Source organism: Streptomyces sp. NPDC059371, from assembly GCF_042751995.1.
GTDB lineage: Bacteria > Actinomycetota > Actinomycetes > Streptomycetales > Streptomycetaceae > Streptomyces.
Genome location: NZ_JBHYXD010000119.1, coordinates 14,207 through 26,426, shown reverse-complemented (window position 1 = coordinate 26,426; position 12,220 = coordinate 14,207). Strand labels below are relative to the sequence as shown.

Here is a 12,220-nt window from a genome sequence, read left to right as displayed (position 1 = left end):
CTGGCTCATGCTCCACCGCCGCCTGGCCCGCGACTACGAAACCCTGCCCACCCGCTCCGAAGCCATGATCCACATCGCCATGACCGACCTCATGGGCCGCCGCCTAACCGGCGAGAACACCATCTCCTGGCGCGACCCGACACCGCACACCAAACGGCACATGCCGGGATGAAACAACGGGAGAAAACGACCTCTGAGAGCGCTGAGTCCACTGGCGCAACCACCTCGCCCCCACCAACGCCCATCGTTCCCGCCGGACAGCTGCCCGGGCGATGAGGTCACGAATCGATGGAGTCCGCTTCCGCGGTGGCGTCCGCGAGCAGTCGGGCGATCAGGGTTCGGCCCTCCGGTCCCATCAGGTCATCGGGGCCGTAGGAGCGCTTCGGCCAGTACGCCTGCCCGTCGATCCAGGGGACGCCCATCGGCAATCCATCCCTTGGGCCATGAAGTTCGAGGTTTGCCGGCGGGCTCCACGGGCAGGTCGGCCGGGAGCTTGCTCGCCCCAGGGAACCGGAGCCAGGGCTGTGGCAAGGGCATGAGTTCCAAGACCGCATCGGGCCGGACGTCGTCGCCCCCGGCGGCCGGGAACAACACCAGCTGGGCGATCCCGCCCCAGGGCGGGTCGTACACCAAGGCATACCGCTTGGGCACCGGGCCGGGCGCACAGGCCGCGCTGGCCAGGGTCCTGGCCGTCGTCCCAGGCACTCCACGAAGACGGTAGGCCCCGTAGAGCGCCAGACCCACCGACACCACAAGCGGGTACCAGGCATCAGGCACCATCGAAGAGCCAACCGGCAAGCAGATCGCCAACACGAGACACGCGAAAACCAGCGCCGTGACCAGGGTGGACAGACCCGAGATGCTCCGCAGCGTCCGCACCCGCCACCACCGCACCTTGCGAACGTCCGCCTCTCGACGCCTGCGTGCCGTGGGCCTGGGCAGCGCCGCCTGGCGCCGCGCCTCGGCCGTCATCATCGCGTACGTAAGTGCGCCGGATCTCGGCGCCGGGTCTTCTCCATCGTCGTGCGACATCGGGCCCCTCCCTCTCGCGGGTATCACCCCGCGCCCCAACTTGCTGTAACAGGCACCGACTTTAGACCCTCAGAACTCGTGACACGATCTTGCTGGGGTGAGGCGGCTGGTCGGGGGCGCTGCTGAGTAGGTTGCCGCTGCCTGTGCCCAGGTCGTTCACAAGCCATGCCGAAGTTATGCCGGGATGAAGCTCGGCCACCAGGGTGGGACATTGCCCGGGCAGAACGGGGCGGGGTAGGAGTCCGGCATCCCGAGCCATGTGACAAGGAACCAGGTGAACCACAAGGTGAAGACGAGTCCTGCCGTCAGGGCTGTCCCGCGATGACGTCTTCCGAGGGTGTTGCGCAGGACCACCCATGGAACCGCAGCGGCGATCCATATGAGAGGCGCAAGAAACAACAAAGTCATGCCGTTGGCTCCTGCGTTGCTGCCGATGTCACAAGCAGCCCATGCCCTGCCAATCGCAGCAATGGTCACCACTGCGGTCAGCCCGCCGAAGAGGACACCAAAGCCAATTCCGCTGAACCAGCGGCTCGGAGGACTCGACGGCTCTGCTCCCACGATCAACTCCCCCGCCTCGCGCCAGAGATGCGGAGAGTACCAACGCTCCGAAGCGGCCCGCTGGGGCCCTGGCCTGCCCTGACACCGGTCAGCCGTTCCTGGGCTTTTGAAGCCGCCGCCAACAGACGAGGACGCAGGCCAAGGAGACGAAGGCGTCGTGGAGTTCGGTTCGGCGCTCCCAGCGGACGGCGAGGCGTTTGAACGGGTGGAGCAGGGCGAAGGTCTGCTCCACGACGTAACGCAGCTTGCCCATGCCCTCCGGGGAGCAGCTGCTGCTCGTCGTAGGGTTGGAGCTGCTCCGCCGCCGTACCCGCCCGGCCGGACGGTAGAGGCCGCGTACCTTGTCTGGTCCTCCTGGGGTGGACGATGACCACCCTCGGCTCAGCCGGTCGCAACCTCGGGCTCGGCGCCGGTTGCTCGCGGGCTGTGGTGGTGCCGGGAAAGCCGCGGGGCCGGCCGGACCGTGGCTACCGCCACGGTCTGCCGCGCCGGCCTCCTCGTCGCGGGCATCTACCTCTGGTCCGCCCACTGAACGAACAGGCAGATCACGGCCGGAGCCATTCTCCCTGCGGGTCGAAGCAGACGAGTCCGTGCTCACGAGCCAGCGCAGCGGCGTACTCGGACACGTCCTCAGCCTTGCCGTAGGACATGGCCGGGCACACGATCGGGCCCGACGCCCCATCGATGACCGGCGGTGCCGACCAGACCGGGGTCGTTGTCGTCCGGGTATCGCGCAACGAGGGCTTCCACACAGGCCACGATGCGTGGCGCCGGAGGCACGACGACATCGTCCGACTCCAGGTAGCGCTCGTAGAGCTCGTCGTAGGTCGAGCCCGCTTGGTCCTCGTCAAGTGGACGGTCGCCGTCCCACACCGCAAGGTCATAGCTCACCAGCGCATCGTCGCAGGCAGCAGTTCCTTCGGACTCAGCAGGCTCTGAGATCGAATCGCCAATGCGGCCCGCCTCAGGCCGCCGACGGCTGCGCCTCCCACGGCCGCGGTCCCGCATCCTCCTGCCAGCGGCGCAGTTGCGGACCGTCGACGCACACGATGCCGCACTGCTCTGCGTAGTCGAGCGCGGGGGCAGTGAAGTCACTGGTGGTGACCACGACGGCGACATCGGCGCCGTGAACGGTGAAGCAGGTGCCGCCGAAGCGCTGCAGGTCCTGTGAGCCGACCCGGTTGCCGTCGCAGTACCGCTTGCACTGGATGACAAGCGAGCGCCCGTCGGGCGTCCTCGCCACGACGTCGGCGCCCAGGTCCCCGGCCCCGCCCACGACGTCCACGTCGAGACAGCCGTCGCGCCGGCACAGTTCGGCCACCGCCTGTTCGAACTCGTCCGGGTCCAGGGCCTCATAGGCGATCTCCACCGTGACCGCGGGCGCCTCGGGCACGGTCTCGGGAAGCAGGACGGTGGGATCCGTGCCGAGACGGCCACCGCAGGCCCCGGCCCCGGCGGGAACCAGGCCGACGACGGGAGCCGGTGACGCCGCGTCGAGCGCTTCGACCGCCGTCTGCGTGGCTTCGTCCAGGGCTACGGCCGCGCGGCGCGCGATCCTGGCCGCCGATATGCGGCGCTTCCCGCGGCAGCCGACCATGACGGCGCCGACGCCCACAAGGGCGAGCGCCACAGCCCAGGCGGGACGGTGCACCGCGGCCGCGGCCGCGGTGCGGGCGGCCGCGCCCACCAGAGCGAGGATGACCGCGAGGAGGGCGAAGTAGAGGGCCGTCGCCCGGAGTTCGAACCGGCGGGAGCGGCGCGCGGTACGCCGGGCGCGTGCGGGAACGGCCATGGTGATGTTTCCTCCCCTGGGACGTCAACGAAGATCAATTCGCGTCTTCCCAGGCAGCGGCCGTTCTACCTTTGATCTTGGTCAGTGCTCTGCCCTTTAGGGCGGGGTGAAGGCCATCTCAGAACTGCTCTGACCCGCACCAGAGGTACGGGTCCGCAGTGTTCGCCTCAGCCCATGGGGCGCTTCTGGTTCTCGATGTACTGCTTGACCACGGTCAGCGGTGCACCGCCGCAGGACCCGGCGAAGTAGGAGCCGGACCAGAAGCGTCCTTGCCACAGGTACTGCCGGACGTGACTGTCGTACTCCTTGCGCAGCATCCGGGCCGAGACGCCCTTGAGGGAGTTGACCAGCTTGGAGAGCTGGACCTTCGGCGGGTAGTGCACCAGCAGGTGCACGTGGTCTTCCTCACCGTTGAACTGCTTCAGTTCGGCCCCGAAGTCCGTGCACACCTCTCGCATGATCTCTTCGCACCGCGTCAGCATGGCGTCGGTCATGGCCTTGCGCCGGTACTTCGTGACGAAAACCAAGTGGACGTGCAGGTGGTAGACGACGTGACGGCCGGTGCGTACGTCGGGATTGGGATTCCATCGTGGTGACATAAACCAAAGGGTAAAATGATGGACATGCAGCTTCGGTACAGCTTCCGCGTGTACCCGAGCGCCGGTCAGCGCATGGCGTTGGCGAGGGCGTTCGGGTGTGCTCGGGTTGTCTTCAACGATGGCCTTCGGGCTCGTGAGGCCGCCCGGGCCGCCGGGCTGCCGTTCGCCTCGTCGGGGGAGTTGTCCAAGCAGCTCACCGCCTCGAAGAAGACTCCCGAGCGTGCGTGGCTCGCCGAGGTGTCATCGGTCGTGTTGCAGCAGTCCCTGCGGGACCTGGACACCGCCTACAAGAACTTCTTCGACGGCCTCAAGGGCAAGCGCCCCACGATGGGTGCGCCCCGGTTCAAGTCCCGCAAGGACAACCGGCAGTCGGTCCGGTTCACCGCCAACGCCGGATGGAAGATCACGACCGGCGGAAAGCTCCGGCTCCCCAAGGTCGGCGACCTGGCCGTGAAGTGGTCGCGTTCCCTACCGTCGGTTCCGTCCACGGTGACCGTGGTCAAGCACAGTGCGGGCCGTTACTTCGCGTCGTTCGTGGTCGAGACCGACTCCGAGATGCTTCCCGCCACGAACAACGTCGTCGGCATCGACCTGGGCCTGACTCACTTCGCGATCCTCTCGGACAGCACGAAGATCGACAGCCCGCGCTTCCTGCGCCGGGCCGAGAAGAAGCTCAAGAAGGCGCAGCGGGATCTCAGCCGGAAGGCGAAGGGGTCGAAGAACCGGGCGAAGGCCCGGATCAGGGTTGCGCGTGCTCACGCACGGACCGCCGATGCGCGGCGCGAGTTCCACCACCAGCTCTCCACGAAGATCATCCGCGAGAATCAAGCGGTTGCAGTGGAAGACCTGGCGGTCAAGGGACTCGCCCGTACCCGCCTCGCGAAGTCCGTGCACGACGCCGGATGGTCGGCGTTCACCACGATGTTGGAGTACAAGGCCGCCCTGTACGGGCGCACTTTCCACCGCATCGGCCGATTCGAGCCCACGTCCCAGGTGTGCTCGGCCTGCGGCGTCAAGGACGGCCCCAAGCCCCTGCACATTCGTACGTGGACGTGCGGGGCCTGCGGGGCGCGGCTTGACCGGGACATCAATGCGGCAGTCAATGTCGCGAAGGCTGCCGGACTGGCAGTGTCAGCCTGCGGAGCGCGGGTAAGACCGGGACTTCTCCCGGCACAGCGCGAAGAAACAGGAACCCACCCGAAGGCGAGCCGGCCATCCGGCAGTCAGGCGGGAATCTCCGTCCTTTAGGGCGGAGAGGATGTCAACGGGTTCCGTCGTGCATGCCTTTTCCAGCCCGAGGACCAGGCGCGGGCTCGCTGCCTGTCGGGCCAGATGTCCTCGGCCCCGGTGCGATCCGCGCGTGAACGTGGCGTGCTCAGGCCAGGGGGCAGGTGCCCGAGCTGTCGGCCTCGATCGGCCTGTGCCTCCAGCAGGGCAGCCACGTCCGGTCCTCTCTTCAGAACGGGACGGTTCCAGTGGGCCGGGACCGCAGCGAGTGTGAGGCGCACCTGGGTGCCGTGGACGCGCGCGACGTCGACGGCTACGCAGTCGCGTCGGAGAAGTTCACCCGTACCGCCACCACAGCGCCCGACTCATCCAGGTCGGCCGACACAGGGAAGTAGCCGTCGCCCCAGCTCGTCATCGCGCAGAGCAGTCGGGCGTCGCCGACATCCACAGTTCCGGCCTCGACTTCAGAGCCGCGAATCTGTCGCATGACCTGCCAGTGATGGGAATGGGGCCGGAAGTCCACCATCATGCGGCGCCCGGTCTCCTCCTTCCAGCTCTGCACAGCGCGAGCCTTCTCCATCGCCTCCGCCACCGCCAGCCCAGTCCACCCGCGGACACCGTCCTCGCCGGGTTCACCCAGTTCCGGTGCTGCGAACATCGCGGCGGCTTCCTCTGCGGCAGCGCCCCAGAACGCGACGTCGGCCAAACCGTCCACAGGCTTGTCGTGCTGCCAGGCATTCAGGGCATCGGCATCGCCGAAGAGCACCCGGGCCCAGTCGACGCCGATGTCACCCAGCAGCACGGATGACTCCGTTGGGGCGTCGCTCATCCGAACCGATATCTCTGACCAGCGCGGCCCGACACCGCCGCCGAAGTCGACCCGCGAAGCCAGCACCGGCAGGTGACGGTCACGAGGCACCCCGCCCACTGCGACGACGGGCACCCCGAACATCAGGAAGCTGCCGCCGCCTTCAGTGGCAGCCCGGCGCACGCGTTGGGCATGCGGTTCGCGGCCCGGCACCGCCTCCAGACGGGCGTCCAAGCCCGCGGCCCGGCAGTGCTCTTCGAACATCCTCTCAAGCTCCGCTACCCGGGAGGCAGGGATGTCGTGGAGCGTGGCACCCGGCTGCCGGTCGAAGCCGCGGGCCGCTGCCGAGGCGTCCGGGCCGACCACGGCAAAGTCGACGGAGTCGAGCACTTCGGCAGCCATCACCGGGTCGTCAACGCCAAGCAGAGCAGGATCGATCTCCGCTGGCGACCGCTCACCGCTCCACAACCCCAGATGACCGCCGTCAACGATGACCAGGGCCCCCGATGGGCAGCTGATCTCTCCAAGCCTGAAGATCTCTTCCATGGCGCGCGAGTCTACGATCGCCCCTCCAGCCGCCTGCATGCGCACCAGGACGATTCCGAGAGTCGAATGCCCGGGCTTAAAGTGAGACGCATCGGCTCTCGGCGTCTCAACCGAGTCCGGGCACTGCAGTCCAGAGACCTGTCATGCCTGGACTTATCTGAGACAGGACAACCCCGTCCGTCCCCCCGTCCGATGGCTCGGGTGGCTCTCCGTGACTCGTTGATATGCCTGTTTGGGATCGTGCCCGCATGGACTTCGATCTTGCCCCACCGATCGGCGTCGGCCCGTTGCGGATCGGCATGACCCGGCAATCGGCCACCACGGCGCTCGACTCGCTCCGCGATCTCTCCGCGATCTCGGATTCCACCAACCAGGTCAGCACGTCTTCCGTCCCAGTGGACTGATGATCAGCATCCACTGCACCCGAGACCTGCTCGAAGCCGTCGAGCTCGGAAGGCCATCGACGCAGACAGACCGCGTCACCTTCCAAAGCCTGGACGTGTTCGCGATCCCGGCCCGCGAACTGGTGCAACGCATGAGCGAGTACACCCCGATCGAGGCAGATCCCGACGAGCCGGCGTCGGCGCGTCGGCAACTCCACGGAGGTGATCCACCGCCGGTACCACGGATGTGTCGACGGGCATGAGGAAGCGGCCAACGAGAAGATCGCAAAGGCGCTGAAGGCGGACTCGCTATTCGCTCCGGTCAAGGAGGGGGGAGACCTGCCGCAGCCCGCCTGATGCGCGGACCGGTATCCGCAGCTGCAGAGGTCACGGTCCGTTCTGCTTCAGCAGCCGGGCGCTCCCGCAGGCACCGGCCCTCGCCCGGCGCTGTGTCTTTCGGGCACCGGATCACCGCCGCAGCGGCATGGCACCTACGCCGACCGGCCATAGCGCCGGAAGCCGCCTCGCACGAAGGAAAGTACGTTCCGAGCCACACACCTGGTATCGCTGGTACCGTGGATACCATGTCAGATTCCAAAACAGCGATGAGCCTGCGTTTCCCCGACCCTGAGCAGCGCGCTGCCATCGCGGCAGCCGCCAAGGCGGCAGGGGTCAGCATGCAGGAGTACATCCTCTCGGCCGCCCTTGACCGTGCGACCGCGGTGGAGCGGCGGTTCCTGGCCGGTTTCAAAGCTTCCATGGACCGTAGCGGCGAAGCTTTCGCGGCCGAGCCCGGCAGCCTGGACCCCAGTGCCGAGCAGAGGGCGGCCGAGCAGGAGGCGCAGCGGGAACTCGGGCAGCACCAGGAGCGAGGCCACGCCGCGTGACCCAGCCGGAACCACTCCACCCGCTCGACGTCACCTTCCTGCTGCACGCCGCCGAGCTGCTCGACCGCGATCCGCAGGTCGACGACTACGGACCGCTGTATGCCGCGGTCGCCCGGGTCAATGCCAGGGCGATGGAGCGCGACATCTACGGATCCCTTCACCTCAAGGCCGCCGCGCTGCTGCAGACCCTGGCGAAACTGCCGTGCCTGGAGCACTCCAACGAAAGCTTCGCCTGGCACGCGACCGAGGCCTACCTGATCCTCAACACGCGCGAACTCAACTACCCGCCCAAGGCCGCGGTCGCGCTCGTGCGGGACACGGCTTCTGGAGCACTCGGCGTCGCACGGATCGCCCGCCAGCTGCGCGACTGGACCGTTACCTGATGATCCGGGAGAAGGGGCCGTCGGGGCGCACCACGTAGCGGACAGATGAGGCTCCCTGAATTTGGCAGTTCCGTGACGGCCTACGTCCTCATGCCGAGTGCTGATGCTTGTGCAGGGCTGCGCTAGCCCGGAAGCGCAGCCGTCCGCAGCGGTCCTTATCTTCGTCGGTTGCATCGTCGGCGCAACCGCAGTGCTGCGCCAGCCAACGCAAGTCCTCCGGGTCAAGCCATAGAGAGATACGGCCTTGTGTGGCCTCGGCTTGCGGATCCGTGGGGTGTGGCGACGTCATGGGTTCCGACTGTATGCCTAGCTCTCGGAGTCTCATGGCGACGATCACGGACTACCGTTGGTCGGCCGTGGAGCAGCACCTCGCCTTCATGGTGGTGTTCCTGTTGATCGCTTCAGTGATCGTCTGGCTGCAAAGACGCCGCAAGCCGTGAGTATGTACCGGGGCGAACTGCTCGAGCATGGCGCAGCCCTGCCGCGGGACGGCCGATTCGGCGGATGTCTCCAAGCCCCTTGGTCAGCGCTCAGCTTGACCTATTCCCGGACACCATTCCCCGCCAAATCGCCGCCCGGACAACGAAGTTGAAACTCGCTCGGTTTGGCGTTTCATATCGTGCTCCGGAGGCGGCTCCCACGGAAACGCGCAGGTCAGTCGGACATGGCGCAGTTGACCGCGTGCGGTGCCCTGATTCTCAGGGGATGATCCTGTGGGTTCGGGGTCAACTCGCGGGGTGATGGGGATCTTTGAATCTCCTCACCCTGTTCTGAGGATTGGCCCGGAGTTGCTCGCCTTGATTCCTCAGGCGTGCAAGTGCTGATCTGCGAGTGGATGCCGGACTTGAGGGCTGGCTCTTGGTCGGGTGACTGAGTGGGCAAGGGCTGGGACGGGCCGGTCTGAGTGGGTGGGGTCTCTCTCGTGGGCGGGAAGAGGTGGTGTGGGAGCAAGCTCAGGGTTCGATGGCGAGGTGTTCGATGAGGTCGTCGCGCAGCGTGAACCGATAGCGGAGATCGATGGTGCCGCCAGGGAAGTTGCCTTCGAGGTGGTGTGTGGCGATGTAGTGGGCCGTGTCGGTCTTCTGAGCGTTCGTGAGATGGATGGTGTAGGTGAATTCGGTGGCGGATCGGTCCAGCCACCGCTCAATCGCGGCGCTGCCCTGGTAGGTGTTGCCGTCGTCGATCACTGTGGCGTCGTCGGTGAACGTCGTGACCGCGGTGGTGGTGTCGTGGGCGCGGTGCGCTGTGAGGTAGCGGGTGATCACCTCGGGCAGGTCGTCCGGGGTGATGGTCCGGGGCTGGTTGTCGTGCATGACGCTCCTGATGGTGGTGGCGGGTTCAGACGGTGGGGGTGGTGCCGCCGTCGATGACGTGTTCGGCGCCGACGATGGCCGAGGCGCGGTCGGAAACGAGGAAGGCGACGAGCTCGGCAACTTCCTCGGGCTGGTTGGGACGGCCGAGCGGGATGCCTCCCAGGGAGTCCATGAGCCGGCCCAGCGCCGCTTCCCGGGTGATGCCGGCGTCGTGGGCGATCCGGGCGACGAGGTTGTCGGCGGCCGAGGTCTGAACGAAGCCGGGTGAGACGGTGTTGACGCGGACGCCGCAGGGGGCGACCTCGTTGGCCAGTCCCTTGCTGTAGGTCGTCAGGGCGGCTTTGGCGGCGGCGTAGGCCAGGGTGCCGTTCCACAGCGGCATGCGGCGCTGGATCGACGTGACGTGCACGATCGCGCCCCTGCCTTTGGCGAGCATGTGCGGTAGGAGTGCGCGGTCCAGGCGAACGGCGGCCAGCAGGTTCGTGTTCAGCTCCTTTGCCCAGTCGTCCTCGCCGAGCGCGGCGAATCCTCCTGCCGGTGCCTCGGAGCCGCCGAGCGTGTTGACCAGGATGTCGACGCCTCCCACGCGGGCGTCCACCTCGGAGGCGACGTGGGCGGCGCCTCCGGCGGTGGACAGGTCGGCGGCGATGAAGGTCTTCTCCTCGACGTCGTCGGGGCGGCTGCGGGCGGTGACCAGCACGGTCGCACCGGCCTGGGCCAGGCGTCGGGCGATGGCGGCTCCGGTGCCCTTGGTGCCGCCGGTGACCAGGGCGCGTCGGCCTTCGAGGGATTCGCCGATGGATGTGGTCACGTTGTGCTCCGTTCCCGGGCGCGGGTATGCGAGGCGCCGCTCCTGTCTTGACTGCTAAAATAGAAGCTACTAACTTCGACTTTAGCAGTAACTGAGGGGATGGTCGCCGTGGCAAGCCGGATCAGGCTGGAGGACCGGGAGTGCCCGCTGTCCACGACGGCGGAACACGTCGGCGAGTGGTGGACACTGCTGATCCTCCACGACGCCTTCGACGGCTACACCCGCTTCGACCAGTTCCAGGAGAGCCTGGGCATCTCCTCCAGCATGCTCACCACCCGGCTGAAGACCCTGGTCGCGGACGGTCTGCTGAAGCGTCGGCCCTACCAGACCAGCCCTGTCCGGCACGAGTACGTCCTGACCGAACTCGGACGCTCGCTGCGCCCGGTGATCGTCGCCTTGGCCGCGTGGGGCAATGCCCGCCTCACGGCGACGGAGCGCAGCATGATCCTCGTCGACGCGAACAGCGGCGAGGAAGTCGAGCCGGTCGTCGTCGACGCCAAAACCGGCCGCCGACTCGACGACAGCGCCGCGTACGTCTTCACCGCGGGCCCCGCCGCCAGCGACGCGATGCGCAACCGCTACGCGGCACGGCCGGCCATTCCCGCGGAAGAGGCGTAACTGATCGTTTCAGAATGAGGTTCGCAGGCGTCTCAAGCAGATGATGTTGCAGGTGAGTTGGAGTAGGCCGAGGTGGAGGTCGGCGCGTATCTCGTAGTGGATGCGGAGTCGTTTGAACTGGTGGAGCCAGGCGAAGGTGCGCTCGACGACCCAACGCGTCTTGCCGAGTCCGGAGCCGTGTGTGACGCCTTTCCGGGCGATCTTCGGTGTGATGCCGCGGGCCCGGATGAGGCGGCGGTACTTGTCGTAGTCGTAGCCGCGGTCGGCGAACAACTGTCGGGGTCGGCTGCGTGGCCGGCCACGCAGACCGCGGATGGGCGGGATGGCGTCCAGCAGCGGTATGAGCTGAGTGACATCGTGACGATTCCCGCTGGTCAGCGATACGGCTAACGGAGTTCCGTGGCAGTCGACGATCAGGTGGTGCTTGCTGCCCGGCCGGCCCCGGTTAACCGGCGAAGGTCCGGTGTGAACCCCCCTTTCAGCGCCCGGACGTGCGAGCCGTCGATCGCGGCGCCGTCCATGTCCAGCAAGCCCGCGGCCCGCAGCTAGGCCAGCAGCACCGCGTGCAGTTTGCGGCCAGACGCCCGCTTCGGTCCAGTCCCGCAGACGCCGCCAGGCCGTCACCCCCGCTGCAGCCGATCTGTTCCGCGGGAACGTCCCGCCAGCTCACGCTCTTGCACAGCACGTAGACGATGCCCGCCTACGGCATGGTCACCTCCACCACGGTGACTTCCGTACTGTCATCTGCGGCTGCGGAGGGAAGGTCGACGACGGTCTGGGTGAAGAGGTGATGGACGCGGGGCCCGCCACCTCGGCCAGCGCGTCCGGTCCACGCAGGAGACCGCGCAACAGCCAGCCCGGCCCTTCGCAGCCGAGGAGCCGGGTGGGCCGTAGTTCTCGGCGTCCGTCTCGGATGGCACGAATGCTCGCGCGGACTTCTGGGCCGAGACTGCTCCGGCTCTGCGTCGCCGTGCCGCCCCTTGCCAGCGCTGTCTCCTCGAGCTGCGGACGCAGGATGTCCCAGACTGGCCCGTTCGGTGCCCGGAAGACCTGGAGGCAGAGGTCGCGTCTGGGTGCCCTCGAGTCGCGGGATCCTCAGTACGCCGCAGTCGATGCGCTCCGTGCCAGCCGGCACCGGGGTCTCGGATGCGTCCCAGGGCCCGGAGTCATCGCCCCGGACACGCGCCTTGGTCAGTTCGCCCGAGTCCATCATCTCGGTCCAGAGTTCCCCGGACTGCGCGAGCAGTGCGCCGAGAGCGT

General features: G+C 67.4%; 15 protein-coding genes and 2 pseudogenes. 7 read left to right on the top strand and 10 right to left on the bottom strand.

Annotation, left to right across the window (positions count from 1 at the left end):
• A pseudogene (locus ACFXGX_RS38260) lies at positions 1-172 on the top strand (IS5/IS1182 family transposase); the annotation flags it as partial.
• Positions 173-278: 106 nt separating this feature from the next.
• Here ACFXGX_RS38260 and ACFXGX_RS38255 read toward each other — a convergent pair.
• The 5 genes from ACFXGX_RS38255 to tnpA all read right to left on the bottom strand — a co-directional run bounded on the left by ACFXGX_RS38255 (position 279) and on the right by tnpA (position 3,984).
• A complete protein-coding gene (locus ACFXGX_RS38255; RefSeq protein WP_384801422.1) occupies positions 279-422 on the bottom strand; it encodes a hypothetical protein in 144 nt (47 codons plus the stop codon).
• A 1,259-nt stretch (positions 423-1,681) separates the two neighbouring features.
• Entirely contained in the window at positions 1,682-1,846 is a 165-nt protein-coding gene (locus ACFXGX_RS38250) for a hypothetical protein (protein ID WP_384801419.1), read from the bottom strand.
• Positions 1,847-2,223: 377 nt separating this feature from the next.
• The gene (locus ACFXGX_RS38245; protein WP_384801416.1) at positions 2,224-2,484 is read right to left on the bottom strand and encodes a hypothetical protein; all 261 of its coding nucleotides are present in this window, start codon (positions 2,482-2,484) and stop codon (positions 2,224-2,226) included.
• A 73-nt stretch (positions 2,485-2,557) separates the two neighbouring features.
• Positions 2,558-3,385: a restriction endonuclease gene (locus ACFXGX_RS38240; protein WP_384801414.1), complete on the bottom strand. Its 828-nt coding sequence runs from the start codon at positions 3,383-3,385 to the stop codon at positions 2,558-2,560.
• A gap of 167 nt (positions 3,386-3,552) precedes the next feature.
• A complete protein-coding gene (gene tnpA / locus ACFXGX_RS38235; protein WP_384801412.1) occupies positions 3,553-3,984 on the bottom strand; it encodes an IS200/IS605 family transposase in 432 nt (143 codons plus the stop codon).
• 24 nt (positions 3,985-4,008) lie between these two features.
• Here tnpA and ACFXGX_RS38230 point away from each other — a divergent pair, with 24 nt between their 5' ends.
• Positions 4,009-5,232 (top strand): RNA-guided endonuclease InsQ/TnpB family protein, encoded by a 1,224-nt coding sequence (locus ACFXGX_RS38230; protein WP_384801409.1) that lies wholly within the window; start codon positions 4,009-4,011, stop codon positions 5,230-5,232.
• 292 nt (positions 5,233-5,524) lie between these two features.
• Here the strand turns inward: ACFXGX_RS38230 and ACFXGX_RS38225 are convergent, their stop codons facing one another.
• Positions 5,525-6,565 carry a hypothetical protein gene (locus ACFXGX_RS38225; protein ID WP_384801406.1) on the bottom strand — a complete coding sequence of 347 codons (1,041 nt, stop codon included), beginning with the start codon at positions 6,563-6,565 and terminating at the stop codon, positions 5,525-5,527.
• Between the two features lie 248 nt (positions 6,566-6,813).
• On the opposite strand from ACFXGX_RS38225, the gene ACFXGX_RS38220 reads away from it, so the two are divergent.
• From ACFXGX_RS38220 to ACFXGX_RS38205, 4 genes are all read left to right on the top strand, one after another.
• Positions 6,814-6,969: a hypothetical protein gene (locus ACFXGX_RS38220; protein WP_384801404.1), complete on the top strand. Its 156-nt coding sequence runs from the start codon at positions 6,814-6,816 to the stop codon at positions 6,967-6,969.
• Positions 6,969-7,211, top strand: coding sequence for a hypothetical protein (locus ACFXGX_RS38215; protein WP_384801402.1), 243 nt, complete (start codon positions 6,969-6,971; stop codon positions 7,209-7,211). The genes ACFXGX_RS38220 and ACFXGX_RS38215 overlap by 1 nt, the downstream gene beginning before the upstream one ends.
• Before the next feature lie 321 nt (positions 7,212-7,532).
• Complete coding sequence (locus ACFXGX_RS38210; protein WP_384801399.1) at positions 7,533-7,835, top strand: DUF1778 domain-containing protein; 303 nt, start codon at positions 7,533-7,535, stop codon at positions 7,833-7,835.
• Positions 7,832-8,218 carry a fic family toxin-antitoxin system, toxin component gene (locus ACFXGX_RS38205; RefSeq protein ID WP_384801397.1) on the top strand — a complete coding sequence of 129 codons (387 nt, stop codon included), beginning with the start codon at positions 7,832-7,834 and terminating at the stop codon, positions 8,216-8,218. Before ACFXGX_RS38210 ends, ACFXGX_RS38205 begins: the two co-directional genes overlap by 4 nt.
• Positions 8,219-9,171: 953 nt before the next feature.
• Here the strand turns inward: ACFXGX_RS38205 and ACFXGX_RS38200 are convergent.
• Both ACFXGX_RS38200 and ACFXGX_RS38195 read right to left on the bottom strand, forming a co-directional pair.
• A complete protein-coding gene (locus ACFXGX_RS38200; RefSeq protein ID WP_384801394.1) occupies positions 9,172-9,531 on the bottom strand; it encodes a nuclear transport factor 2 family protein in 360 nt (119 codons plus the stop codon).
• Between the two features lie 25 nt (positions 9,532-9,556).
• Complete coding sequence (locus ACFXGX_RS38195; RefSeq protein ID WP_384801391.1) at positions 9,557-10,342, bottom strand: SDR family oxidoreductase; 786 nt, start codon at positions 10,340-10,342, stop codon at positions 9,557-9,559.
• 99 nt (positions 10,343-10,441) lie between these two features.
• On the opposite strand from ACFXGX_RS38195, the gene ACFXGX_RS38190 reads away from it, so the two are divergent.
• On the top strand, positions 10,442-10,960 hold the full coding sequence (locus ACFXGX_RS38190) for a winged helix-turn-helix transcriptional regulator (RefSeq protein WP_384801388.1): 519 nt from the start codon (positions 10,442-10,444) through the stop codon (positions 10,958-10,960).
• A 9-nt stretch (positions 10,961-10,969) separates the two neighbouring features.
• On the opposite strand, the gene ACFXGX_RS38185 is transcribed toward ACFXGX_RS38190, so the two are convergent.
• Positions 10,970-11,584 carry an IS5 family transposase gene (locus ACFXGX_RS38185; protein ID WP_384801385.1) on the bottom strand — a complete coding sequence of 205 codons (615 nt, stop codon included), beginning with the start codon at positions 11,582-11,584 and terminating at the stop codon, positions 10,970-10,972.
• 87 nt (positions 11,585-11,671) lie between these two features.
• Positions 11,672-12,013 (bottom strand): annotated as a pseudogene (locus ACFXGX_RS38180) (DUF3710 domain-containing protein); the annotation flags it as partial.
• Positions 12,014-12,220: the final 207 nt, after the last annotated feature.